The sequence below is a fragment of the Streptomyces sp. NPDC096311 genome (assembly GCF_044763085.1).
Lineage (GTDB): Bacteria > Actinomycetota > Actinomycetes > Streptomycetales > Streptomycetaceae > Streptomyces.
Genome location: NZ_JBIWFN010000004.1, coordinates 222,615 through 248,890, shown reverse-complemented (window position 1 = coordinate 248,890; position 26,276 = coordinate 222,615). Strand labels below are relative to the sequence as shown.

General features: G+C 69.8%; 16 protein-coding genes. 10 read left to right on the top strand and 6 right to left on the bottom strand.

All coding sequences use genetic code 11. The annotated features are described in order from the left end of the window. Positions 1 to 16 precede the first annotated feature (16 nt). On the bottom strand, positions 17 to 223 hold the full coding sequence (locus tag ACIRA5_RS12625; RefSeq protein ID WP_403690155.1) for a helix-turn-helix transcriptional regulator: 207 nt from the start codon (positions 221 to 223) through the stop codon (positions 17 to 19). A gap of 51 nt (positions 224 to 274) precedes the next feature. Between ACIRA5_RS12625 and tnpB the strand changes: the two genes are divergently transcribed. From tnpB to ACIRA5_RS12610, 3 genes are all read left to right on the top strand, one after another. Continuing rightward, entirely contained in the window at positions 275 to 1,729 is a 1,455-nt protein-coding gene (gene tnpB / locus ACIRA5_RS12620) for an IS607 family element RNA-guided endonuclease TnpB (protein WP_403690154.1), read from the top strand. Between the two features lie 81 nt (positions 1,730 to 1,810). Beyond that, positions 1,811 to 2,935 (top strand): GuaB3 family IMP dehydrogenase-related protein, encoded by a 1,125-nt coding sequence (locus ACIRA5_RS12615; RefSeq protein ID WP_067366955.1) that lies wholly within the window; start codon positions 1,811 to 1,813, stop codon positions 2,933 to 2,935. Between the two features lie 184 nt (positions 2,936 to 3,119). After that, a complete protein-coding gene (locus ACIRA5_RS12610) occupies positions 3,120 to 3,641 on the top strand; it encodes a hypothetical protein (protein ID WP_403690153.1) in 522 nt (173 codons plus the stop codon). 90 nt (positions 3,642 to 3,731) lie between these two features. On the opposite strand, the gene ACIRA5_RS12605 is transcribed toward ACIRA5_RS12610, so the two are convergent. Beyond that, on the bottom strand, positions 3,732 to 4,940 hold the full coding sequence (locus tag ACIRA5_RS12605; RefSeq protein WP_403690152.1) for a nucleotide sugar dehydrogenase: 1,209 nt from the start codon (positions 4,938 to 4,940) through the stop codon (positions 3,732 to 3,734). Between the two features lie 261 nt (positions 4,941 to 5,201). On the opposite strand from ACIRA5_RS12605, the gene ACIRA5_RS12600 reads away from it, so the two are divergent. Further along, positions 5,202 to 6,908 carry a glycerol-3-phosphate dehydrogenase/oxidase gene (locus ACIRA5_RS12600; RefSeq protein ID WP_403690151.1) on the top strand — a complete coding sequence of 569 codons (1,707 nt, stop codon included), beginning with the start codon at positions 5,202 to 5,204 and terminating at the stop codon, positions 6,906 to 6,908. 98 nt (positions 6,909 to 7,006) lie between these two features. On the opposite strand, the gene ACIRA5_RS12595 is transcribed toward ACIRA5_RS12600, so the two are convergent. After that, positions 7,007 to 7,915 carry a serine hydrolase domain-containing protein gene (locus ACIRA5_RS12595; RefSeq protein WP_403690150.1) on the bottom strand — a complete coding sequence of 303 codons (909 nt, stop codon included), beginning with the start codon at positions 7,913 to 7,915 and terminating at the stop codon, positions 7,007 to 7,009. Between the two features lie 184 nt (positions 7,916 to 8,099). Here ACIRA5_RS12595 and ACIRA5_RS12590 point away from each other — a divergent pair, with 184 nt between their 5' ends. The 5 genes from ACIRA5_RS12590 (at position 8,100) to ACIRA5_RS12570 (ending at position 19,084) form a co-directional block, all read left to right on the top strand. Further along, positions 8,100 to 10,406 (top strand): protein kinase, encoded by a 2,307-nt coding sequence (locus tag ACIRA5_RS12590; protein ID WP_403690149.1) that lies wholly within the window; start codon positions 8,100 to 8,102, stop codon positions 10,404 to 10,406. 225 nt (positions 10,407 to 10,631) lie between these two features. Then, on the top strand, positions 10,632 to 13,538 hold the full coding sequence (locus ACIRA5_RS12585; RefSeq protein ID WP_403690146.1) for a protein kinase: 2,907 nt from the start codon (positions 10,632 to 10,634) through the stop codon (positions 13,536 to 13,538). Between the two features lie 164 nt (positions 13,539 to 13,702). After that, positions 13,703 to 15,451: a serine/threonine-protein kinase gene (locus ACIRA5_RS12580; protein ID WP_403690705.1), complete on the top strand. Its 1,749-nt coding sequence runs from the start codon at positions 13,703 to 13,705 to the stop codon at positions 15,449 to 15,451. A 110-nt stretch (positions 15,452 to 15,561) separates the two neighbouring features. Beyond that, positions 15,562 to 17,250 (top strand): protein kinase, encoded by a 1,689-nt coding sequence (locus tag ACIRA5_RS12575; protein ID WP_403690144.1) that lies wholly within the window; start codon positions 15,562 to 15,564, stop codon positions 17,248 to 17,250. Between the two features lie 154 nt (positions 17,251 to 17,404). After that, complete coding sequence (locus tag ACIRA5_RS12570) at positions 17,405 to 19,084, top strand: serine/threonine-protein kinase (RefSeq protein ID WP_403690141.1); 1,680 nt, start codon at positions 17,405 to 17,407, stop codon at positions 19,082 to 19,084. A gap of 15 nt (positions 19,085 to 19,099) precedes the next feature. Here the strand turns inward: ACIRA5_RS12570 and ACIRA5_RS12565 are convergent, their stop codons facing one another. The 3 genes from ACIRA5_RS12565 to ACIRA5_RS12555 all read right to left on the bottom strand — a co-directional run bounded on the left by ACIRA5_RS12565 (position 19,100) and on the right by ACIRA5_RS12555 (position 24,234). Next, entirely contained in the window at positions 19,100 to 19,936 is an 837-nt protein-coding gene (locus tag ACIRA5_RS12565) for a hypothetical protein (protein WP_403690139.1), read from the bottom strand. Between the two features lie 146 nt (positions 19,937 to 20,082). Continuing rightward, the gene (locus tag ACIRA5_RS12560) at positions 20,083 to 22,053 is read right to left on the bottom strand and encodes a glycosyltransferase family 2 protein (RefSeq protein WP_403690136.1); all 1,971 of its coding nucleotides are present in this window, start codon (positions 22,051 to 22,053) and stop codon (positions 20,083 to 20,085) included. Positions 22,054 to 22,236: 183 nt separating this feature from the next. After that, complete coding sequence (locus tag ACIRA5_RS12555; protein ID WP_403690134.1) at positions 22,237 to 24,234, bottom strand: glycosyltransferase family 2 protein; 1,998 nt, start codon at positions 24,232 to 24,234, stop codon at positions 22,237 to 22,239. 458 nt (positions 24,235 to 24,692) lie between these two features. Here ACIRA5_RS12555 and ACIRA5_RS12550 point away from each other — a divergent pair, with 458 nt between their 5' ends. Beyond that, positions 24,693 to 26,207, top strand: coding sequence for a hypothetical protein (locus ACIRA5_RS12550; RefSeq protein ID WP_403690132.1), 1,515 nt, complete (start codon positions 24,693 to 24,695; stop codon positions 26,205 to 26,207). The last annotated feature ends 69 nt before the right edge of the window (positions 26,208 to 26,276 follow it).

Sequence of the window (26,276 nt, the reverse complement as noted above, 5' to 3'; positions counted from 1 at the left end):
GCACGACCTGCGGGATCTAGGTGGATCCGCGGTGGCGGGCCGGGTGTGCGGTACGCCAGGCGTCGAGTTCTTGCTCCGTCCAAAGGAGGGTGCGGCCGATTCGGATGGGTTTTGGGAAGCCGTCGAGGCGGCGGGCGAATGTGTATACCGATTCGACCTTGATGCCGAGACGCTCGGCTGCCTGCTCGGTGGTGAGCAATCCGTCCATATTCACAGTCACCACGATAAAGCTGGTAGCTTATTCACAGTGACTGCGAATAAGGGGGGTTGGTAGATGAAGAAGTTCAAGCCGCGCCCCGGTTTCGTTGTCCAGGCGTACAGGTTTGCCCTCGACCCGAACGCAGGTCAGGAGAGGGCACTTGAGTCCCACTGCGGTGCTGCCCGAGCGGCGTACAACTGGGCTGTGACTCATGTGACCGCTTCTTGGTACCAGCGAGGGGCCGAGGAGACCTACGGCATCCCAGAGGAGCAACTGACTCAGTGGCGCTCATGGTCGTTGCCTGTTTTGCGGCGCGCGTTCAACGCGGCCAAGCGCGCCGACCCACGGTTCGCATCCTGGTGGGAGGAGAGCTCCAAGGAGGCGTACAACACAGGTCTGTCGAACGCGGCTGCCGCGTTCGATAACTATGCGAGGTCGAAGAACGGCAAGCGCAAAGGGCAGGATGTGGGCGTGCCACGGCGGAAGCCGAAACGGACGGCGCGCCTGTCCTGCCGGTTTACGACCGGGACCATCCGTGTCGAGGCCGACGGCAGGCATGTGACGCTACCCAGGCTCGGCACGATCCGGATCCATGAACGCGCCGATGCCTTCCTGAGGCACCTGGTGTCTGGCGCGGCGCGGGTCCTGTTCGCGACCGTGCGATACGAACGCGGTCGCTGGTTCGTGGCGTTTCAAGTGGAGCGGAAGCGCGACATCGATCGAGTGTCCCGGCCGGATGTCGTGGTGGGGATGGATCTTGGGGTGAAGATCCTCGCGGTCCTCGCGGACAGCACGGGCGAGGTGCGGCATGTCGACAACCCGAAGTACCTCGACGAGGCGCAAGGACTCCTACGCCACCACAACCGCCGGGTCTCCCGTCGCCAGGGCCCCGATCACCGGACAGGGCGGAAACCGTCGAAGCGGTGGGAGAAGGCCAACGCCGAGCGGAACAAAATCCTTCACCGGGTTGCGAACCTCCGCGATGACGCGGTCCGCAAACTCACGGCAGGCGTGGCGGCTGAATACGGCACCGTGGTCGTGGAGGACCTGAACGTTGCTGGGATGCTCAAGAACCGGCGGTTGGCGCGTAGCGTTGCAGACGCCGGATTCGGTGAGATCCGTCGCCACCTCACTCACAAGATCCAGAGAAACGGCTGTCGTCTAGTGGTCGCTGACCGCTGGTATCCGTCGTCTAAGACATGCTCCCGGTGTGGCGCAGTGAAAGCCAAACTGCCTCTCAACGTGCGGGTCTTCGAGTGCGACGTGTGCGGCTCGGTCCTGGATCGGGATGCCAACGCAGCGCACAACCTCGCCGCCCTTGCGGCGTCCGTACTGACAGGTACCGGAGTGGCCGGAGACCTGGACGCGACCACGGTTGCGTCGAAGCCCCGTGGAGCCGGCTGTAAGACCCGCAACGCCTGGCCCGGTCGCAAGACCGGGGTGGGGCGGGCAGGCGGCGAAAAACCCGCCCAGCGCGGGGAGGAATCGGGAGACCGTCGTCAGGGTGCAGCAGCGCTTACGCTGTGGTGACAGCCGTCACGGACCATCCCGCCAGAAAGGCCGGGATTGCTGAGATCCTTTGAGGGTCTGAACAACGGAAAGGCCACACACGTGACTGAGATCGAGATCGGGCGCGGCAAGCGCGGCCGCCGGGCGTACGCCTTCGACGACATCGCCGTCGTCCCGAGCCGCCGTACGCGAGACCCGAAGGAGGTCTCGATCGCCTGGCAGATCGACGCCTACCGCTTCGAGCTGCCGTTCCTGGCAGCCCCGATGGACTCGGTCGTCTCCCCGGCCACCGCGATCCGCATCGGCGAGCTGGGCGGCCTGGGCGTACTGAACCTCGAAGGCCTGTGGACGCGGTACGAGGACCCGCAGCCGCTGCTCGACGAGATCGCCGAGCTGGACGCGGACACCGCGACCCGCCGCCTCCAGGAGATCTACGCCGCTCCCATCAAGGAGGAGCTGATCGGGCAGCGCATCAAGGAGGTGCGCGACTCGGGCGTCGTCACCGCGGCCGCCCTGTCGCCGCAGCGCACGGCCCAGTTCTCCAAGGCTGTCGTCGACGCGGGCGTGGACATCTTCGTCATCCGCGGTACGACGGTCTCCGCGGAGCACGTCTCCGGTGCCGCCGAACCGCTGAACCTGAAGCAGTTCATCTACGAGCTCGACGTCCCCGTGATCGTCGGCGGCTGCGCCACGTACACGGCGGCGCTGCACCTGATGCGCACGGGCGCGGCCGGTGTCCTGGTCGGCTTCGGCGGCGGCGCCGCGCACACCACGCGCAACGTGCTGGGCATCCAGGTCCCGATGGCGACCGCCGTCGCCGACGTGGCCGCGGCCCGCCGCGACTACATGGACGAGTCCGGCGGCCGCTATGTGCACGTGATCGCGGACGGCGGTGTCGGCTGGTCCGGCGACCTCCCCAAGGCGATCGCCTGCGGCGCCGACTCGGTGATGATGGGCTCCCCGCTGGCCCGCGCCACGGACGCGCCCGGCAGGGGCCACCACTGGGGCATGGAAGCGGTCAACGAGGAGCTGCCGCGCGGCAAGAAGGTCGACCTCGGCACCGTCGGGACCATCGAGGAGATCCTCACCGGGCCCTCGCACATCCCCGACGGCTCCATGAACATCTTCGGCGCCCTCCGCCGCGCCATGGCCACCACCGGCTACAGCGAGCTCAAGGAGTTCCAGCGCGTCGAGGTGACGGTCGCGGACTCGCAGCACAAGCGCTAGCGCCGCCGACTGAGCCGAGGGGCTCGGTCCGGTTCCCGCCCGGTCCGAGCCCCCTCCGAGTGGCCTTCGTACGGAGGCAAGCTCAAATGTTGATCAGATACGTCGATTCGGTTATCTGCCGTGTCCCTGACATCGGTAGCCTCTGTCCTGCTGCTTGACCAGTAGCAGAACGAGGGGAAATCCGTTGCGATCGACCAGCTTTGCCGTATCCCGTGGCGCACGCGCTGCAGCCATAACCCTTGCCGTGCTCGCGGGCACCATGGGAATGACCGGCGAGGCCAGTGCTGCCTCGAAGACGCCGTGCCGGAGCATGAGGCTCCAGTTCAACCCGGCCTTGTGCGGCATCAAGGGCGTCAAGTATCACGGGCTGGTGCAGGGCAGGAATTCCATTGCCATAGTGCAGGGACGGGGCCCCATGACGCTCACGCTGACCGCCATTGAAACCGTGAGCAACACGAAGAGCGCGACGATCACGGTGGCCGCGGAGCCCGTGTCCGCAGCCGTCGGCTTCGATGTCACGAAATCGCGTACGAAGAGCATGGCGGGCAGCTGGAATGTGCCCAGGGGAAAGTTCGGGACCCTGAAGGCGTACCCGCTCTACGAGGAATACTCCTTCAGCGTGTACAGCAAGATTACTGGCAAGGATGTGGGTAAGGGGACGGCTCGTAAGGCGATCGGTTACCGCTACGAGCACTCGGCCAGGTAATTCAGTTGCTCGTTCAAACGGCCCGCCGGTTCAACCGGCGGGCCGTTTCGGCTTGGTGGGATTCCCGCGTGGGGATCTCGCGGGGAACGCTCACAGCCGGTGCGCCGCCCCCGTGGGCGTGGCACCGCGGGTGTCCAACAGCACTTGTGCTTTCACCGACAGTCCCTGCAGGTCGTACGTGCGGTGCTGCTGGAGCAGGATCGTGAGGTCGGCGTCGGCGGCGGCCTCGTAGAGGGAGTCGGCGCGCGGCACGGGGCGGCCGAGGACGTTCCAGGCCGGGACGTGCGGGTCGTGGTAGCTGACGGACGCGCCGAGTTCCATCAGCCGCAGGGCGATCTCGCGGGCGGGCGAGCCCTGTTGGTCGGCGAGGTCGGGCTTGTAGGTGACGCCGAGGAGGAGCACGCGTGCGGCGCGGGCCGATTTCCCGTGCTCGTTGAGGAGCGTGGCGGCGCGCTGGATGACGTACTGCGGCATGTGGCTGTTGACCTGCTGGGCCAGTTCGACCATCCGGAGGGTGCGGCCCGAGTGGCCCGTGAGGTCCTGGGCGATGCCGTGGCCGCCGACGCCGGGTCCCGGCCGGAACGCCTGGAATCCGAACGGCTTGGTCTCGGCGCAGCGGATGACGTCCCACAGGTCGACGTTCAGATCGTGGCAGAGCACGGCCATCTCGTTGACCAGGGCGATGTTGACGTGCCGGTAGTTGGTCTCCAGGAGCTGCACGGTCTCCGCCTCGCGGGGGCCACGCGCGCGTACGACCTTGTCGGTGAGGCGCCCATAGAAGGCGGCGGCCGACTCGGTGCAGGCGGGGGTGAGGCCGCCGATGACCTTGGGGGTGTTGGCGGGGGTGAAGTCGCGGTTGCCGGGATCGACGCGGCTGGGCGAGTACGCGAGGTGGAAGTCGCGCCCCGCGCGCAGGCCCGAGCCCTCTTCGAGGAGCGGGCGCAGGAAGTCCTCGGTCGTGCCGGGGTGGACCGGCGACTCCAGGATCACGGTGGTGTGCGGGCGCAGCCGTTCGGCCAGGGTGCGGGCGGCCGAGGCCACCTGGCCGAGGTCGGGGGTGCCGTCCGGGCCGGGTGGGGTCGGGGCGCAGATGACGGCGGTGCGGACGCGGCCGAGTTCGGCGGGGTTGGTGGTCGGCCGGAAGCCCCCCGAGAGCATCCGGCGCAGTTCGGCCGGGGTGAGTGAACCGCCCTCCGGCCCGGTCTTGTAGCCGAGCGTGGGGATGCCGGCGGCGACGGCGGCCTGGGCCAGGGGCAGGCCGAGATGTCCGAGTCCGATGACGGCGAGATCTGCGGGCATGGCGTGGGCCGTCCTTCCCAGTAACCGAAGCGGGACAGGTGCGCAAGCCCTGTGGACAGAACGGGCGAGCGCAATGTCAGACTAGGAGTAAATATGACCGATTTACGGTATTGGGTGGGCGAGTTTCCGGGAGTGTTGTCCACAGGCTGGGGGCGCGTGGTGGCCGATGACGGACATCGCCGTCAGACTTTGGGGCAGGGGGACGTGAGCCGGGCGTCGCCGGACAGGTGCGGCCAGCGCGACAGACAGCGGGAGGCAGCGGTGAGGACAGCGAAACTGGGGCCGGCGGAGCGCGCCGAGTCCCTGGCGGGAATGGCCGAGCGTGAGCTGGATGTGCTGGTGGTGGGCGCGGGCGTGGTCGGCGCGGGGACGGCGCTCGACGCCGTGACACGCGGCCTGTCCACGGGCCTGGTCGAGGCGCGCGACTGGGCGTCGGGCACCTCCAGCAGGTCCAGCAAGCTGATCCACGGCGGACTGCGCTATCTCGAGATGCTCGACTTCGCCCTCGTGCGCGAGGCACTGAAGGAGCGTGGACTCCTGCTGGAGCGCCTCGCACCGCACCTGGTGAAGCCGGTGCCCTTCCTCTACCCGCTCCAGCACAAGGGCTGGGAGCGGCTGTACGCGGGATCGGGCGTCGCGCTGTACGACGCCATGTCGATGACGAGCGGACATGGACGCGGACTGCCCGCCCACCGCCATCTGACGCGCGGCCACGCCCTGCGCATAGCACCCGCCTTGAAGAAGGACGCGCTGGTCGGCGCGTTGCAGTACTACGACGCGCAGATGGACGACGCCCGCTATGTGGCCACGTTGGTGCGCACGGCGGCGGCGTACGGCGCGAAGGTCGCCAACCGCGCCCGCGTGACCGGATTCCTGCGCGAGGGCGAGCGCGTGGTCGGCGCCAGGGTGCAGGACGTCGAGGGCGGCGGGGAGTACGAGATCCACGCCAAGCAGATCGTCAACGCCACGGGCGTGTGGACCGACGACACCCAGGCCATGGTGGGCGAGAGAGGCCAGTTCCACGTACGGGCCTCCAAGGGCATCCACCTGGTCGTGCCGAAGGACCGGATCAACGCCGCGACGGGTCTGATCCTGCGCACGGAGAAGTCCGTCCTCTTCGTGATCCCCTGGGGGCGGCACTGGATCATCGGCACCACGGACACCGACTGGAACCTCGACAAGGCCCACCCCGCGGCCTCCAGCGCCGACATCGACTATCTGCTGGAGCATGTGAACTCGGTGCTCTCGGTGCCCCTGACCCGCGACGACGTGGAGGGTGTGTACGCGGGACTGCGACCGCTGCTCGCGGGCGAGTCGGACGCCACCAGCAAGCTCTCGCGCGAGCACACCGTGGCCCATCCGGTGCCGGGACTGGTGGTCGTGGCGGGCGGCAAGTACACGACCTATCGGGTGATGGCCAAGGACGCGGTCGACGAGGCGGTGCACGGCCTGGACCAGCGGGTCGCCGAATGCGTCACCGAGGACATCCCGCTGCTCGGGGCCGAGGGGTACCGGGCGCTGTGGAACGCGCGGGCGCGCATCGCGCAGCGCACCGGACTCCATGTGGTCCGCGTGGAGCATCTGCTGAACCGGTTCGGTGTGCTGGCCGAGGAGATATTCGAGCTCATCGCAGCCAACCCCGCGCTGGGCGAACCCCTTCCGGCCGCCGAGGACTACCTCAAGGCCGAGATCGTCTACGCCGCCTCGCACGAGGGCGCGCGGCACCTGGACGACGTGCTGACCCGGCGCACCCGTATCTCCATCGAGACCTTCGACCGCGGTACGCGCAGCGCCCGCGAGGCCGCCGAGCTGATGGCGCCGGTCCTCGGCTGGGACAAGGACCAGATCGAGCGCGAGGTGGAGCACTACGAGAAGCGGGTCGAGGCCGAGCGGGAGTCCCAGCGCCAGCCGGACGACCAGACGGCAGACGCGGCGCGGCTGGGGGCGCCGGACATCGTGCCGCGCTGATCGGGCCGCGCTGCCCATGAGGGCCTGCTGGGGAGTTCCCGTGCATGTCACTCGAACGGGTGTCGTGAGCTGGGATCTTTGCTCGAAACCCGGTCGTTCTACTGGGTGCGGGGGCAGAACTCGGCGGCGAGCAGGTCGGGTTCGAGGTCCGGGTCCTCGATCCCGTCCGTGTTCACCCGGAAGGTGAGGACACGGAGGCCGTCGACGGTGGCCGCGGTGCGCACGTAGCTGCCGGAGATAGGGCCGTCGTGCCCCCACACCGTGGTGCCGCACGACAGCTTCATCGGATACAGACCCATGCCGTACAGGCCTTGTGCGGTGCGGGTGTCGAGCATCTCGTGCCGTTGGCGGGACGGGAGCAGGTCGCCCGCGAGCAGGGCCGCGTAGAAGCGGTTCAGGTCGGCGAGCGTGGTGACCGGTTCACCCGCCGCGCCGGCGACGCGCGGATCGAGGGAGGTCACGTCGGTGCCGTCGGCGGAGTAGGCGCGGCCGTGCGGGGAGGACAGCGAGGTGCGGGCGCCGGGGAAAGAGGTGCCTGTCAGACGAAGGGGTTTGATGATGCGGCGCTCGGCCTCGGTGGCGTACGAGTGGCCGGTGACCTGGCGGATGACCATGCCGAGCAGGACGTGGTTGGTGTTCGAGTAGGCGAAGCGGCCGCGGGCGGCCGGGGGGTGGGTGAGTGCGATGCGGACGGCCTGGAGCGGGGTGAGGGGGACGGCGCCCTTGGTGTCGCCGGCCAGCGGCGCGGCGGCGGGAGCCTTGCCGCGGGTGATGAGAAGGGGGAGCAGACGGCGGAGGGCACGGGGGGCGCTCGTTGCCGGGGCGGCGGGGGAGTGTGAGCCCGTCGGGGCCGCGGACCTGGGGGTGTGACGGGCGGCCGAGGGTGTGGTGGAGTGGGAAGGACCGGCGGTCGGCAGCAGGCGCGGCAGGCCGGTCGGTGCCAGGAACAGGACGGCCGGAGACACGGGTATGACCAGGAGTGTCCGAGGTGTCCGGGGCGCAGGCATCGGCGTTCCTTCCCTGTTGCGGCACATCATGGGGGACGGACCTGTGCGCACGAGCAGGTGGTCCGCAGGTGAGGGGCGTGCCGGTCGCCGGAGGCTTGTCGGCCGAAGGGCCCCCTGGGCGCTGAGCGCTTGTCGGGTGAGGGACAATGAAGGCTCTGTCAGGGCGGGTTGCATGAGGGGACGCATGTCGGAGGCGGAGCGGGCGGGAGCATCCCGTCAGGACAAGAGCGAACGTCTCCTCGCCGGGCGCTACCGGCTGGGAGATGTTCTCGGCCGCGGCGGCATGGGCACGGTGTGGCGGGCCCAGGACGAAACGCTGGGCCGCACGGTCGCCGTCAAGGAGCTGCGGTTCCCGTCGAGCATCGACGACGACGAGAAGCGGCGGCTGATCACGCGCACCCTGCGTGAGGCCAAGGCGATCGCGCGGATTCGCAACAACGGCGCGGTGACGGTCTTCGACGTGGTCGACGAGGACAACCGGCCGTGGATCGTGATGGAGCTCGTCGAGGGCAAGTCGCTCGCCGAGGTCATCCGGGAGGACGGCCTGCTCACGCCGAGGCGCGCCGCCGAGGTGGGGCTCGTGATACTCGACGTGCTGCGGTCCGCGCACCGCGAGGGCATCCTGCACCGCGATGTGAAGCCGTCGAACGTGCTGATCTCCGACGACGGCCGGGTCGTGCTGACCGACTTCGGTATCGCGCAGGTCGAGGGCGACCCGTCCATCACCTCGACCGGCATGCTGGTCGGCGCGCCCTCGTACATCTCGCCGGAGCGGGCGCGCGGGCACAAGCCCGGCCCCGCGGCCGACCTGTGGTCGCTGGGCGGGCTGTTGTACGCGTCGGTCGAGGGCGTGCCGCCGTACGACAAGGGTTCCGCGATCGCGACGCTCACCGCGGTGATGACCGAGCCGGTGGAGCAGCCGAAGAACGCGGGCCCGCTGGAGAACGTGATTTACGGGCTGCTCGTGAAGGACCCCGCGCAGCGGCTCGACAACGAACGCGCCCGGGCGATGCTCAGCGAGGTGGTCTACGCCCCCGAGCCCAAGGAGACCGTGCCGGAGCCGGCGGACGCGACGAAGGTCGTGGCGCTGCCGCCGGTGCCGGACGAGGGCCGGGGCAAGAAGAGTTCGGGCGGCTCGGGCGACTCGGGCGGTTCCGGGGCCAAGCGCGGTGAGGAGGCCGGGGAGCGGCTGCGCGGGGCGCTGCGTTCCGTGCGGAAGGCCGCCTCGGTCGCCGGTGCGGCGACGGCGGCGGCCACCGCCGCGGCGACGGCCCGTGCGAAGTCCGGCGCTGCGGGCGGGACGGGCAGCGCGGGTGGTGCGGGTGGTTCCGGCGGTACCGCGGCTTCCGGTTCGGTGGGAGTGGAGGGGGCGGCTCAGGCCGCTCCGAAGGCTCCGGCGGCTCCCCCGGCGCCGCCGCGCGTGGACGTGTCGAAGCCCGCCGCGGCTGCGGGGAAGCCGGGGACGTCCGGGACGGTCACGCCCGGTCAGGGTGGCAAGGCGGCGGAGGGCTCCCCGAAGCCGGGCGTGCGTGACGGCGCGCCGGTGGGCTCGCCCTCCGGTCCCGTCGGCTCGAAGGGGGCTCTCGGCTCGGCGGGTTCGGGGGGTTCCGGTTCGGCCGGTTCGACCGGCGACGCCAGGCCGGCCTCCGGGTGGCCCGTGGCGCCCGAGCGGCCGCCGCGGCCCGTGCCGCGGGCACCGCTCACCGATGTGGTGCCACGGCGGACCCTGATGATCATCGCGGTGGTCGTGGCGCTCGCCGTGATCGGCACCGTGCTGGCCCTGACCCTCGGTGGCGGTGACGACAGCGGGGCGAAGAACGGCAAGAGCGGTGACACCAAGGCGGCCGCGTCCCACGGGGTGACCGCGGGCAGCGGCGGCAAGGGCGCGACCAGCGGCTCTCACACCGACAGCGGCGACAAGACGGACGGTGCCACCGGGTCGGCCGGGGACGGGAGTTCGGGCAGTACGCCGAACACCGACGCGTCGGGCAGCGCCGCCGCCACGAACGGGACGAGCGGGACGAGCGGCGACGGCAAGGAGTCGGGCTCCTCGGGCTCCACCGCCGTGTCGACGTACAAGGGCAGCCAGGGGTTCAAGATCGGGCTGCCCAAGGGGTGGAAATACCAGTCGACGGATGACGCGGGAGCCCGCTTCACCGGTCCCGACGGGCAGAAGCTCCTCGTCGGCTGGACGACCACGCCCAAGAGCGACCCCGTGGCGGACTGGAAGAACCAAGAGGGGTACATGGTGCGCTCGCAGTACAAGCGGGTGCGCATAGAGCAGGTGGACTACCGCAGTTGGAACACGGCCGACTGGGAGTTCACCTATCAGGACGGTGGCACGAAGTACCGGTCGATCGACCGCGGGTTCGTCGTGAACGATCATCTCGGGTACGGGCTGATGTACACGGCGAAGGCATCCGACTGGGACAGCGAGCTGCGCAAGGACACGTGGAAGACACTGACGATGACGTTCCAGCCGAAGTCGTGAGACATGGGCCCGACCCCGCGTCGTGAGGCGCGTGCCCATGTCGTGAGGTTCGGGCCGGTTCGCCCGGGGTGTCTGTTGTAGGGGTCGGTCACGGGGCGGTGACATCTCGCATCCCGACATTGCGGGTTGCCTCCGGCACGTATCGTGAGTGGTTGCGGACCGTACGAAGCCGTAACGGGACGCGAGGCGAACGGAATTGACCACCGGGCGGCCGGGGGAGGCATCGTGGACGACTATGCGGGACGGGTACTCGCCGACCGTTACCGCCTGCCGCTGCCGCCCTCCGACGAGTACGAACTCGCCGAGAGCCGGGCCTTCGACACCTACAGCGGTCAGGAAGTCCTCGTCCGGCAGGTGCCGTTGCCGGAGGTCGTCGAGGCGGAGATGCTCGACGCGGACGGGCTGCCCGAGGGGTTCGTGGCGCGGGACGGCGGGGTGCGGCGCGCCTCCGCACGGACCACGCGCAGGCCCACCGAACCCGCCGTACGACGGGCGATCGAGGCGGCGCAGGCCGCCGCGCAGATTCCCGACCATCCTCGGCTGGACCAGGTCTTCGACGTGTTCGCCGAAGGCGGGTCGTTGTGGATAGTGAGTGAGCTGGTGCCCGCGCGGTCGCTGGCCGCGCTGCTCGCCGAGAAGCCGCTGAGCCCCTATCGGGCGGCCGAGGTCGCCGCCGACGTCGTCACCGCGCTGCGGGTGCTGCACGCGCACGGATGGGTCCACCGCAACATCACCGTGCGCACGGTGCTCGTCTGCGACGACGGCCGGGTGATGCTGACCGGCCTGGCCGCCGGCGCCGCGGAGGAGGCACTGTGCGGGTACGACCCGGTGCCGGTACAGGACTTCGAGGGTCCCGGGGGTGAGGGAGGCGTCGGCGTCGGTTCACCCCACGCGGGTCCCGGCGCGGATTCACGAGCGGGTACGGGCGCCGGTGTCCCGCGTGGCGCGGCGCGTGCGCGCGGTGCCGCGCCTGGTGGAGTGACCGGAGGACTGCCCGGCGGGGGAGCCGGTGGTGCCTCCGGCGGGGGTCCCGGAGCCTCGTTCGGCGCGGTGGTCGCCAGTGCGCAGGGGGCCGACGCCGAGGCCGCGCGGCGGGCCGCGATCGAGGCGCGGGCCGAGAACACCACTCCCGTGGGAGAGCCGCCCGTCGACGGCGGAGCGGCCCTGGCGCGCAGGGCTCTGGAGGCCGGAGGCGACGCCCGGGCGGCCCGGGCCGGAGCCATCGCCGCGTACCGGGCCGGAGCCCGGGCCGCGGCCCGGGTGCACGAGCAGCAGCGGGGCGGTCCGGCGGCACTGCCCGGGCCCCGTCCCGCCCCGCCGGTCGACGGCTCCGTGCCGGGAACCCAGGGTTCCGGGCAGGGTGTGGAGCAGCGGCCCGAGACCCCGCCCCCCGGTCAGATCGCCGACCCGTACGGCGTCGGTGTCGGACGCGCGGGCGCGTGGCCCGGCGCGCAGCCCCGCCCCGTAAGCGGCCCCGGCACCGGTACCGCCCCTGGCGTCAACGGCCCCGGATTCGGTGGCCCCGGTCCCGGTCCCGGTCCCGGTGCCAATGGCGGACAGGGGCGCCCGGCGCTCCCCGGCCCCGCGACCGGTCATGGAAGCGGCCACAGCGGCACCCCGGTTCCCCCAGGAACCCAGGGCCCCCACGGTGCTCACAGCCACGGAATCCAGAGCCACGGCGCCCACAACCACGGTCCCCAGAACCACGGTCCCCAGAACCACGGCACCCCCGCCCTCGTGCCCGGACAGCAGTCCACCTCCGCCCCGACGCCCAACGGCCGTTGGGACGAGCTGGTCGCCGGTGCGCCCCCGCGGCGCGGTCCCGCCACCGCGCTCGCCGCGGAGCGGGCCCGGCAGGCGCGGATGGCCGTCGTCGGTCCGGTGACCGAGCGATGGGCGCCGGAGCAGGCGGGGCCGGTGCACGAGAACTGGCAGTTGGCGGCGCCGATCGGCCCCCAGACCGATCTGTGGGCGCTGGGCGCCCTGCTCTTCCGGGCCGTGCAGGGGCACGCGCCCTACCCGGAGGACAACACCGCGGAGCTGGTGCAACTGGTGTGCGCGGAGCCGCCCGCGTTCGCCGAGGAATGCGGGCCACTGCGGCCCGTCGTGGAGTCTCTGCTGCGTCAGGATCCCACCGAGCGGCTGGACTTCGAGGAGCTGAGCGGCTGGCTGCGCTCGCTGGTGCGGTCCGCGCCGGAGCCCGAGGCGGGCGCGCACGTCGTCGCGGCGCCGCCCGTCGACCCCAGCCGGCTGCCGATCGTACGGCGCAGGGGCGAGCTCGTCCGCAGGCGCCGGGCCGGACTGCCCGTGACCAGCGCGCACGCCCGCCACAAGCGCGCGAAGCCCGACCGGCAGGCGAGGCCGGCCAGGTCGACGGAGACGGCCAAGCCCCGCAAGCTGGGCCGGAACCTGCTCCTGCTGGTCCTGCTCCTGCTGGTCGCGGCGGTCGCCTACGCGATGGTCTTCATGCCGAAGAAGACCGACCCGAACAGCGACGCGAACGGCGAACGGACCGGCTCCGCGGGCCAGGTGAGCCCGGCACCCGGGAACACCGCGGGCACGGGTGCGGACGGCAGCGCCAGCAGCCAGCCGCGCCCCGACCAGACCTCTCCCGGCACGGACACGAACCCCTCGGGCGGCGCCAGTTCGACGACCTCGCAGTCCAACGACCCGGCGGTCGGCCAGGGCTTCACCCTGCGCAAGGACTCCGAGGGCTTCCAGGTCGCCGTGGCCAACGGCTGGAACCGCACGCCCAAGAACGGGCGCGGCCAGGTGGTCTACGCCCAGGGCGACTTCGAGCTCATCGTCGTACCCGGACGGGACAGCACCAACAAGTACGGCGGCGATCCGCTGACGTACCAGCGCGAGACCGAGAGCGAGTTGCAGCCGTTCCGCGACTCGACGTGGGCCACGTCCAGCGGGATGCGGCGGATCGACGTGGGCGGACGGACCATGGCCGAGGGGCAGTTCACCTGGCAGAACTCCGCGGGGCAGTCGCTGTACGTCCGCAATCTCGCGATCATCGTCGGCGGCCACTACCACGTGGTGCAGGTGCGTGGCCCGGAGGCCGAACGGGACGAGGTCACGAGGCTGTACGAGCAGGCGTCGGCGACCTACCGAGTCACCGGCTGAGCAATTCCCGTAGTCATGAACCGCTGAACGCCGAATGGTTCCCTCCCGTACACGGAAGGGAGAACCGTCACAGTGCGGTCTCCGTACGACCCCGCCGGTTCCCTGTGCGGGGACCGCTCTTTAGTCTGACCCTGTCAATACCATTGCGGGGAAACGTGAATCAGATGCAGGGCCTGCTCCTCGCGGGCCGCTACCGACTTGTCGAATCCATCGGCAGCGGTGGCATGGGCCGCGTGTGGCGTGCGCACGACGAGGTGCTGCACCGTGCCGTCGCGATCAAGGAGCTGACGGCCGCGCTGTACGTGACGGAGAGCGACCGGGCCGTGCTGTTGGCGCGCACCCACGCCGAGGCGCGGGCCGCCGCCCGGATCAACCACTCGGCCGTTGTCACCGTGCACGACGTCCTGGATCACGACAACCGGCCCTGGATCGTCATGGAGCTGGTCGAGGGCAACTCACTGGCCGACGAGGTCAAGGACAAGGGGCGCGTCGAACCGACCGAGGCGGCGCGGATCGGGCTGTGGGTGCTGCGCGCCCTGCGCGCCGCGCACTCCGCCGGCGTGCTGCACCGTGACGTGAAGCCCGGGAACGTACTGCTGTCCTCCGACCGACGGGTGCTGCTCACCGACTTCGGGATCGCGCAGGTCGAGGGCGACACGACCATCACGCGTACCGGCGAGATCGTCGGCTCGGTCGACTATCTGGCACCCGAACGGGTGCGCGGGCACGACCCCGGGCCGTCCGCCGACCTGTGGGCGCTCGGCGCGACGCTGTACACGGCGGTGGAGGGGCGGTCGCCGTTCCGGCGGACCTCGCCGCTGACCACCATGCAGGCCGTCGTCGACGAGGAGCCCGCGCCGCCGCAGCACGCCGGTCCGCTCGGGCCCGTCATCACCGCGCTGCTCAACAAGGACCCCGCCGTGCGGCCCGGTGCGGAGGAGGCCGAGCAGATGCTCGCCGAGGCCGCGGAGGGGCGCCGGCCGAGTGCGGCGCAGGCGTATGTGCCGACGCAACAGCACGTGGACACCGGCACCATGGGAATGGGCGCGCAGCGCGTGGCGCCCTACGGGACGGCGCCCCGGGCGACGGGATCGCACGGCGCCGCGCCCCACGGACCGGGGGCGCACGAGACGGCGTCGCACGGGTCCGTGGCCCACGGATCGGGCGCGCACGGGGCGACGCCGACGCTTCATGCGCCGGTACCCGGGCCCCCGGGCGAGGGCACCGGCACCGGGGGCGCGTCCGGGAGACGGCGCCGCGGTCGTACGATCGCCCTCGTCGTCGTACTCGCCGCCCTGATGGGCGGTGGCGGCGCCGTGGCCATGCACTATGTGAACGGCGCACGGACCGACGACACCCACAACAGTGCCTCGCCCGGCACCGCGAATCCCGGCACCACCAAGCCCGACAGCACCTCGAGCGCGACTTCGGGCACCCAGGAGCCGTCCGGCGCCGTGCCCGACACCTGGGTGCAGCGGGACGACGTCGAGGGCTTCACCATCTCCCTGCCCGACAAGACCTGGCAGCGGCAGGCCAACGGCAACCAGGTCGACTACACGCCCGACGGCGGCAAGCACTTCGTCCGCATCGCCATCGACGACTCGCCGGACTTCCCCACCCCGTACGCACACCAGCAGGACTTGGAGGAGCAGTTGACCAAGCTGGCCGACTACCGCCGGGTGCAACTGCAGTCCAACACGTTCCGCGACTGCCCGGGCTCCCTGTGGGACTTCACCTGGACCGCGCTGCCGAAGCATACGCCGTTCCCCGGCGAGCGGCGGGCGATCGAGCAGACGTACCTCAGCCGCGAGGGTGTCGAGTACGCGATCTACATGTCCTCGCCCGCGGCGGACTGGGACACGGCGCGCCGGCAGTTCGACGTGATTCTCCGCAGCTGGCTCCCCAAGAGCTGACGGGCCGGACGGACACGAACTGGTCGCAACCGGTCTGACGAGGCCGGATAACAACCCTCGCGCGGTCCGGAGCCCGGAGCGCGTCCGTCCGGTGCGGCATGATGGGGCGTATGGGGACCGAGGGGGAGAACGTCCGTGTGATCGGCGGCCGTTACCGGCTGGAGGCCAGGATCGGCCGGGGCGGCATGGGCGTCGTCTGGCGCGCCACCGACCAGCTGCTCGCCCGGCAGGTCGCGGTGAAGGAACTCGCCCTCGACGACTCGCTCTCCGACGACGAGGCCCGCACGCAGCGCGACCGCACCCTGCGCGAGGCCCGCGCGGTCGCCCAGCTGCACCACCCGCACATCATCGTCGTGCACGACGTGGTCGAGGAGGACGAACGGCCTTACATCGTGATGGAGTTGATCGACGGCGGCTCGCTCGCCGAGCGGATCTCCGCCGACGGTCCCCTCGACGCGCGCGAGGCCGCCCGGATCGGCCTCGCCCTTCTCGGCGCGCTGCGCCGCGCGCACGAGGCGGGTGTCCTGCACCGTGACCTCAAGCCCGCCAACGTCCTGATGGAGGCGGGCACCGACCGTGTCGTGCTCACCGACTTCGGCATCGCCCAGGTCGCGGGCGCCACGACGCTCACCGAGAGCGGGTCGTTCGTCGGCTCGCCCGAGTACACCGCGCCCGAGCGGATGTCCGGGGTCAGGACCGGCCCCGAGTCCGATCTGTGGTCGCTCGGGGCGCTGCTGTGCACGGTCCTGAGCGGTGAATCGCCCTTCCGCCGTGACTCGTTGGGCGGCATCCTGCACGCCGTCGTCATGGACGAGATCCGCCCGCCCGCGCAGGCCGCGCCCCTGCTGCCGGTCGTACGGGGGCTGCTGGAGCGCGATCCGGAGCGGCGGCTCGACGTGGTGGAGGCGGAGCGGCTGCTCAAGGCGTTCCTGGAGACGGGCCGTACGCCGCGGGCCACGTCGGCCGGCTACACGCCCACGCAACGCGACGTACCGAAGCGGAAGTCCCCCGTCCAGCAGGCCGCGCACCCCTCCCCTCCACCGGATGCTCCCCCTGCCGCCGGGTCCGACCGTGCCCCGAAGCGGTCGCCGCGGACCATGCTCGTCGTCGCGGCGCTGGTCGCCGCCGTGGCCGGAGCGGGCGTGTCGGCGGTGCTGCTGGTGAACCACGGCGGGGGCGGCGGAGGCAGCGGCGGGGGCGGTACGTCGACTCCGTCCGCCAGTTCGGCGCCGGGCACGTCCGTGAGCGCGTCGCACTCCCCGAGCGCGCCCGCAGCGCCGGGGTCTTCGGCCTCACCGAGCCCCGCCCCCACGGTCACCGTCACCCGGCAGCAGAAGCCGACCGCCTCCTCCGGCACGGCGCCCTCGGGCTACCGGACGGTCCATGACCCGGACGGGTTCTCGCTCGCCGTGCCGGACGGCTTCACCCGCGATCCGGAGGGCGAGCGGATCTTCTACTTGTCGCCGGGCCAGACCTTCCGCCTCGGCATCAAGGCGACCGACCCCGAGGCGGGCGGCCCGCTCGCGGTGATGCGGCGTGCCGACGCCGACGGGTCGTCCACGAACCCGGGCTACCACGACGGCACCGTCACCTCGACCACGCACGACGGACAGCCCGCCGCGCTCTGGGAGTTCACCTGGAACGGCTTCACCAAGGCGGAGGGCGCGCGGCACACGTACGACCTCTGCTGGGAGGAAGGCGGCCGGATGTACGACGTGTGGGTGTCGGCGCCGGTCGGCAAGGTGACGCAGGCGAAGGAGTACTTCGACGTGGCGTTGGACACCTTCGTGGCCCCGTAGATGGGACCGCCTTCGTGGCCCGTAGACGGGACCGCCTTCGTGGCCCCGTAGACGGGAGACAAACAGGAAATAGGGGACGGCTCGCGTCACGGGTCTGTGACCGGTGCGCGACGGGTCTGGATGCCGGAGAGCGTGCCGCGATAGGGATGGACCCATGAGGAACAACGGGGGAGTCCCTTACGGGTCCGACGAGCCGACGAGTTTCGTTCTGCAACCGCCGACCCGGGTCGCCCCGGAGCCGACGGCCGACTCCGCGCCCAGCCCGGTACCCGCGCCCGGTCCGGTACCCGCGCCCGGTCCGGTACCCGCGCCCGCGCCCAACCCCGCCACCGAGCCCGATCCCGACCCCGGCACCGGGCGGCTCATCGCGGGCCGCTACCGGCTGCTCGGCAAGCTCGGGCACGGTGGGATGGGGACGGTCTGGCGGGCCGAGGACGAGACGGTGGGCCGTGAGGTCGCCGTCAAGGAGCCCCGCGTCCCGGACCACCTTCCCGAGCGTGAACGCGCCAATGTCTTCGAGCGGATGCGTCGCGAGGCGCGCGCCGCGGCCCGGCTCGATCACCCGGCGGTGGTGAACGTCCACGACGTCGCGGTCGTGGACGGACAGCCCTGGATCGTCATGGAGCTGGTGCGGGGCCGTTCGCTGGGCGCCGCCCTCCAGGAGGGCACGCTCGGGGTGCGTGAGGCGGCGCGGATCGGTCTCGAGGTGCTCGGCGCGCTGGAGGCGGCGCATGCGGCGGGCATCCTGCACCGGGACGTCAAGCCTGACAACGTGCTGCTCGGCCCGCACGGCCGGGTCGTCCTCACCGACTTCGGCATCGCGCAGATCGAGGGCGAGACGAATCTGACCGCCACGGGCGGCTTCGTCGGGTCGCCCGAGTACATCGCGCCGGAACGGGTGCTCGGCCAGCGTCCGGGCCCCGCCTCCGACCTCTGGTCGCTCGGTGTCGTCCTGTACGCGGCCACGGAGGGCGTGTCGCCCTTCCGCCGCAGCAACACGCCCGCGACGCTGCAGTCGGTCCTCAACTCCACCCCGGCGCCGCCCAATTCGGCGCGAGGGCCGCTGGCGGAGGCCATCAACGGACTCCTGGACAAGGACCCCTCCCGACGGCCCGGCGCGGACCGGGTCCGACGGATGCTGGAGGAGGCCGCCGAGCCACCCGCCCCGGAGCCGACGCAGGTGGTGCAGATCGCGGGTCCGGGCGGCAAGGGGCTGCGCGTGCGCCGCACGCCCCTGTTCATCGGCCTCGGCGCGGTGGTCGTCGCGGCGGCGGTGGCGGCGTACCTGCTGTTCGCGAACCCGTTCGCGGGGCCGCTGCCCGACGGCTGGAAGAAGCACCACGAGACGGACGTCGCCGCGACACTGGCGGCACCCGCGGGCTACCAGAGATCGACCCCGGACCGGACGTCGGACAAGGGGCACTGGGTCACGTACAGCGACTGGAGCGGCAGCGTCTGGATCGGCCTGACCCTGATCAAGAAGTCCGAGGACACGAGCCATCGGATCAAGGACTCCTCGGCCGCCGAGATGTACGCCGACAACGACGACTTCAAGGGCAGCGGCGCGTACGAGCTGAGCATGCCCGAGGCCCCGCGGACGGACCCGGAGGAAACGCAGTATCACGGCAGGCAGTCCGCCGAGAACACCGTCGTCTACACGACCACCGACAGCCAGAACCCGCGTCCGCGCGAGGTGAAGATCTTCTACTACAAGACGGCCAAGGGCGACATGTACAAGCTCACGATCAGCTATCCGGGCAAGGGCGACTTCACGGCACGCGGCCGTGAGGTCGCCAGGACGGCGATCGCGAACCTGGACATCGACCAGTTGTAGAGGGGCGACGAGGGGTCAGGCGAGCTTGCCGGCCTGGGCCTTGACGAGCTCGGCGGGGATGCCGTACTCCCTGGGCTTCCCGTCGGCGAGGAACACGGCCAGGTTGATCGAGTAGTACGTGGCCACCGTGCTGCCGTGACGCACCGCCTCGCCGTGCACGACGATCTTGTCGCCGTCCGCGTCACCGGCCACGGCGAAGGCGACCGACTCGTCGCCGCTGCCCGAGGCCTTCTCGGCCTCGACCTTGGTGAACTTCTGGGCGTCGCCCTTCGCGCCCTTCGCCGTGGCCGTGAACCCGCTCGCGCAGCCCTTGACCGCGTCGGAGACCGAGGACATGGCCTCCTGGGCGCCGTCGCCCTCGTACGAGGAGAGCGAGACGATGGTGACTGTCCCGCCGAGGGTGTCGGTGATCGAGTTCAGCGCGTCGTCGAGCTCCTTCTCCGTCATGTCCTCCATGCTCTTGGTGGAGGACGCGCTGGGCTTGGCCTCCACCGGCGTGGCCATGGTGTTGACGTACGCGGTCGAGTCGCCCGGCGCGAAGCCGGTGAGGACATAGGCGAGCGGCGCGCACTTCTCGTCGGTGACGGTGATCTCCTCTTTGGAGGAGGCGAACCGCTCGGACTGGTCGGCCGCCGCGAAGCGGTACCCGTCGAGGTCGCTCTTGCCGACGATCAGCTTCTTCAACTCGGCGTCGTTCGGGGCCTTGACCGTGGCCGTCGCCCCCTTGTCGCCCGTCGCCTTGTCACCGGATCCGGAATCCGAACCGGAGTCGGAACAGCCTGTGGCCAGGGCGAGCGAGAGCGCCGACGCGACCACTGCGACGCCGGGGCGCGACAGCGCGGATCTCTTCATTCTGGGGAAGTCCTTCGGTGTGCGGACGTGACCGGCCGCGCCTGGAGGCGCGGCCGGGTACCTGCCGTGTACATGAGGTGAAAGGACTATGTGGTAAAGGTCAAGGAAACGTCAAGTTGGTAAAGCACTGCTCGAGGCGGTGGCGGTCACGTCTTCAGCTTGCCCGCGACCGCCCTGACCAGGTTCGTCCTCGAGACCTGCAGGGCGAAGCGATTCCCGGCACCGGGGACCGGCTTGGCGTACCAGGGCAGTCCCCGTCGGCGCCACTTGACGGGGGCCAACTTCTTCGGGAGCGCCGGGAGGGGCAACGGCCAGTCGCCGAGACGTAGTTCGCCGGTCCACTCGCCGGCGGTGAGTTCAGCGACCTTCACCCGCACGATGAAGGTGCCGTCACCGCGGACGGCGGTGAAGGAAGCACTCCCACCGTGACCGTCGTCCAGGACTGCAGCCAGCGCGTTCTCCGGGTACTCGGCGAGGGTGCACCGCCCGGCGATCTCCAGTTCGGTGGGCGCGCCGGTGGCCCAGCGCACGCCGTCGAACCGGAGGTGCGACCGCACGCCGTGCTTCTTCTCGCCGAGGTCGAGCGTGAAGTTGCCGTGCGGGTTGGTCGTGTACAGCGTGACCGCCCGCACGCCCGCGCCCGTGTCGACCACCCGTGTGCTCGCCTTGCCGGACACATCGTCGGCGCGCTTGCTGCCGATGCGGACCTCGCGCGACACGCCCTGGGCGCCGACCGCGAGCGAGATGTCCCAGAGCCCGTTGTCGAGGGGCCTGCCGTCGGCGGCGGTGGTGATGTCGACGACCGCCTCGAACCCGGCCAAGTCGTACGCGTACGCGCCCTCGTCCGCATCGGCGCCGAGGTCCGGTGTCGCGGTGTGCGTGACGGGCAGCCGGAACTCCGTGCCGCTGTCGCGCTCGCGCAGGACAAGTCCGGTGGTGACGTCCTGCGTCTCCACACGGTGCAGATAGGCGTGTCCGGCCAGGTGGAGCGCGGTGCCCCGCAGTTCGGCCCGGCTGACGTGGTGGCGGACACCCAACTGGCCCGTGACGTCGTAGCAGGCGTCGGGAACGGTGCGGGTGGGGTCGCGGAGGAAGGGGTAGCGGGCGTAGGCGCGGCCGCCGTCGAGGAGGACGGGGGTGGCCGCCTTGCTGTCGGCCAGTTCTTTTTCGAACTCCACCAATTCAAGTACCTCGTCCAGCATCCCGTGCCGTACGAGATGCAGTCGAACCCGGGCCATCGCCGAGAGCCGGTCGTTCATCCCCTCGTGCCACAGCGGGGCGATGATCTCCGCCATCTCGGCGAGGGACTTCAACTGCTGCGTGCGGGGTTCGTGTACCAGATGACTGTCGAGCACATGGGGCACGTCGACGGTGAGGTGCCGGTGTGCCAGGTGGTCGCGGCCGGGGCCGGGCGGCACGTTTTCCAGGATGAGGTCGACCATGGCGGCGAGGAACCGCAGGCGAGGTTCCGAACCCTTGGTGCGCACGGTGATGTTGCCGCCGTCTTCCCGCAGGGTGCAGAACAGGCAGTCGTAGTCGGCGATCGCGGAGATCCCCGAGGCGTGCAGGTACGCCAGGGCGGTGAACGGCTGGTCCTCACCGACGGGCATGCCGGTCGGGAATCGCAGTGCGTGCCGCTCCAGCAGCCTGCGCCGGAACAGCTTCAGCGGGTTGAGGGCCCAGTAGACACGGGAGTTGAAGACATCGGTCTTCGGCTGATTGCTTCGGAACATCGACATGGGCAGGCCGCGGCCGCCGATGCCGACCATCTTGCCGAGCACAATGTCGGTGCCGTTCTTCTCGGCCATGGTGACCATGCGCTCCAGGGCCTCGGGTCCCAGGTAGTCGTCGGCATCGAGGAAGAAGACGAACTCCCCGCGAGCGAGGTCGAGTCCGGCGTTGCGCGGCGCTGAGGGGCCACCAGAATTCTCCTGGTGGACGACCTTCAAGAGCCCCGGAAACTCCTCGGCGAGACGTTCGAGTTCCTTGGCCGTTCCGTCCGTCGAACCGTCGTTGACCGCGATGATTTCCAACGCGTCCCGCCCGATGGTCTGTTCGGTCACGGAGGTGATGGAACGCGTCACATAGGGCATCGCGTTGTAGGCAGCGATAATCACCGAAACGGTGGGACCGGCCATCGTCACGCTCTCCAATTAGTCCGGGTGCCCCTTCTTCCGGTCGACTTGGCCATTTCTTTCATGGCCGCCGAGTGTGCAAGGGAAGGGGCTGGAAATGCTGTGAAAAAATCACGATTTAGCTGTACTTTTACTGAGTGCTTCTCGTGAAGCCGGCCGTTTTCCTCAGGGCTTGAGCTTGCCGGAGATCGCCCTGACGAGATCCGTCTTCGCCACCCGGAGGGCGAACGCCGCACCGCTGCCGGACACGGGCTTCGCGTACCAGGGGACGCCCCGACGCCGCCACTTGGCCGCTGCCAGGTCCTTCGGAAGTCGGGGAAGGGGCACAGACCAGCCGGAGAGACGCAGTTCGCCGTTCCAGAGGCCGGCTGGGAGGTCGGTGACGGGCACGCGCGCAGTGAAAGTGTCGCCGTGTGCGGTGCGTGTGACCGGGAAGTCGCTGGTTGCACCCTCGTCGTTACCGAGTACGAGGGTCAGCGGGCCTTCGGGGTAGGCACCCAACGTCCACCGACCGGTGATCAGCAGCTCCGTGGGGGTACTGGCGTTCCAGCGGGCCGCCTCGAGTTTCAGATGCGACACCACCCTGTGCTTCTTCTCGCCGAGGTCGAGCGTGAAGTTGCCGTGCGGCTTGGTGGTGTACAGGGTGACGGCACGAACGCCTCGAGTGGTGTCCACGACACGGGTGTCCGATACGCCGGACACGTCCGAGGCGCGCTTGCTGCCGATTCGTACCTCGCGTGAGAGTCCCTGGGCCCCGACGGCCAGGGAGATGTCCCACAGCCCGTCGCCGAGCGGCGCGCCGTCGGCCGCGCTGTCGATGCCGACGGCAGCCTCGAACCCGGCCGTGTCGTACGTGTACCGGCCCTGGTCCTCGTGGGCGCCCAGCCTCGGGGTGGCGGTGTGCGTGACGGGGAGGCGGTACTCCGTCCCGCTGTCACGCTCGCGGAGCACGAGCTCGGTGGTCACGTCGTCGGTCGCCACGCGGTGGAGGTACGCGTACCCCGCCAGATAGAGCGTGGTGCCGCGCAGCTCGGCGCGGGAGACGTGGTGCCGGACACCGACCTGGTCGGTGACGTCGTAGCAGTCGTCGGGCACGGCGCGTACGGGGTCGCGGAAGTACGGGTACTGGGCGTAGGCGCGGCCCTTGTCGACGACGAGCGGGGTGGCCACGCCGGACGCGTTCAACTCGTCTTCGAAGAGGTCGAGTTCGAGGAGCTCGTCAAGCATCTCGTGCCGTACGAAGTGGAGGCGCAGCCAGGCCATCGCTGAGAGTTCCTCGCGCAGGCCGTCGTGCAGCAACGGGGCGATGATCTCGGCGAGGCGGGCAAGGGTCCTGCGCTGGCTGTCGCGGGTCTCGAGCTTGAGGTGCCAGTGAATGAGCGTCCGCACCTCGACTGTGAGGTGTCGGTGCGCCATACGGTCGCGTCCGGGGCCGGGCGGGACCTTGTCGGTGATCAGGTCGACCATGCGCGCGAAGTAGCGCAGGCGCGGTTCGGAGCCAGAGGTGCTTGTGGTGACGTTGCCGCCGTCGTCCCGCAGGACCCAGAAGATGCAGTCGTAGTCGGCGACCACGGAGATCCCGGACGCGTACAGATAGGCGCTGGCCACGAACGGCTGGTCCTCGCCGGTGGACAGATCTGTCGGGAAGCGCAGCTCGTGCCGTTCCAGCAGCTCGCGGCGGAACAGCTTCATCGGGCTGAGAGTCCAGTACACGCGGGAGGTGAAGACGTCCGTCCTGGGCTGGTTCTGCCGGAACATGGAGGTGGGCGCGCCGCGTCCGCCGACACCGACCATCTTGCCGAGCACGACGTCTGTGCCGTTCTTCTCCGCCATGGTGACCATGCGCTCCAGGGCCTCCGGACCCAGATAGTCGTCGGCGTCCAGGAAGAAGACGAACTTCCCACGGGCCAGGTCGAGTCCGGCGTTGCGGGGCGCCGCGGGTCCGCCGGAGTTCGCCTGGTGGACGACGCGCAGCCACTGGGGATGAAGGGCGGCCAACCGATCGAGTTCGGCGCCGGTCCCGTCGGTCGAGCCGTCGTCGACGACGATGACTTCGAGTTGCTCCTGGCCGATGCTTTGCTCGGCGACCGAGGAAAGGGTGCGCGTCACATAGGGCATCGCGTTGTAGGCAGCGATAATCACCGAAACGGTGGGCGTGGCCATCGTCACGTTCTCCTGGCAAGACGGGGCACGCCTCGTTTTAGGCCGCATTTGAAACCGCGAAAGCGAAGGTCCAGGTGCGCGGGAGAAGGTGCCGACAGGGATATGAATATACCGTGAGTTGCCAGTGTGTACAACATGAATGCCCGGTGAAGTGCGGGCTTGGGGCGTGCTGCAGGTCACTGTTCTGTGGTCGATTTATTCATTCTTCTGGTGAAATGGATCTTCTGCTCATTTGATCTCGAATGGGTGGGCTTGTCGATGCCGGTACACCCCCCCCATGGCAACAAAGCATGAGTAAAGGGGGGGTTGACACTTGTTATAGATCCAATATTTAGTCGGCGCCTACAGCTTTCACAGGGTGGGCCGAGGGGGGTCCATCCGGGGGCGGGATCGAGGGGTGGGGTGTGCGTACGCGTACGCGGGCGGCTGGATTATTGGCGACGATAGCAAGCGCTTTCATGGTGGCAGCGGGGCTTGTGGCACTGGGGTCACCCCAGGCCGTGGCTGCCACATGCGCGGCGGGAACGTCGACGGACTTCAATGGCGACGGGCTCGTCGACACGGTCATCTCGGATCCAGAGGCCACCGTGAGCGGGGTCAAGGGCGCTGGCCTGGTGCGGGTGGTCCTCGCCGGCGGCAAGGGTGTGTCCGAGATCTCCCAGGCGACCAGCGGCATGAATGCCACACCCGAGGTCAGCGATCACTTCGGTTCGTCTCGTACTTCCTACGACGTTGACGGAGACGGGTGTTCGGACCTGGTGGTGGGTGTCCCGGATGAGGACATCGTCAAGGACGGGGTCAATCTCGTCGACGCCGGTGCGATCTACATCATCCACGGCACACCCACCGGCATCGGAAGTGGCTCCAAGATCGAGGGCTATTCCCAGGCGGGATTCGACTCCAGCACGACGACTGAGGCGTATGACTGGTTCGGTTTCGCGGTCAGAGCAGGCGAGACCTCGGACGGGAAGCCCTATCTCGTCGTCGGTGCTCCCGGTGAGAATGTCACCGGCGACGACGGCAAGACCTATTCAGACGCCGGCTGCGTCACCTACGTCCAGGGCACGACCAAGGTGACGGTGAGTGAGAGGACCGCGGGTGTGCCTGGGGTCGTCGAGGCGAACGACCGGTTCGGCTACTCCGTGGCCGGCACGAATCGATTCTTCGCAGTCGGCGGGCCCGGTGAAGCGATCGGGGACCAGGAGTTCGCCGGAGGCGTCACGGTCTTCAGTCACACCCTTGTGGATGGGCTTCCTACCCCGCTTGCTGGCATTGGACAAGGAACGACTGGCGACGCGATCCCTGGTGTGGCAGAAGCCGGCGATGCATTCGGCACGTCCATCTCCATGACGAACTACCGGCCCAGCAACCAGACGTACAACTCCGATGCGCTCCTGGCAGTCGGTACTCCCGGAGAAGACATTGACGGGGTCGTCGACGCCGGGAGCGTCACAGTTGTTCGGATCCAACCCTCTGGTGCCTATTCGCTGATCGCCGGGATTGATCCCGCGCCTGGCGACATAGAGGGGGAGCTCGCCGCAGGGGACTTCTTCGGCCAGCGCGTCACCATCGCCAACACCAACACCGCCGTTGTCACCAGTGCGGCCACCGTCCGACTTGCGGTCGGTATTCCGGGGCGGGACGCGGGCTCCGTGAAGGACGCGGGCGCTGTCCAGATCTTCCGGCCGCTGGACACCGCCATCGGCATGAACGACAAGATCCTGACCCGTGGCTCGAGTGTCCTGCCCGGCACCGTCACAACCCGCGACTACACCGGAATGGCTATGACCTCCGGAGGCAGCAGCCTCTACCTGGGTGTTCCGTACAGCAAGGAATCCGACACCTCCAAGGGTGCGCTGTACGTCGTCTCGTGGACGGATGTTGACGGGACGACCAGCGCCGGAGCCACCACCTACAAGCCCGGCTCGGGGGGCCTTCCTGACGAGGGCATTGCATTCGGAGCGGTGGGATGACCGGTGGTGCGGAGAGAAGGAAGCACAGCACGATGAAGCTCCGCAGGCACAGAAGATGGCCCTGCAGAG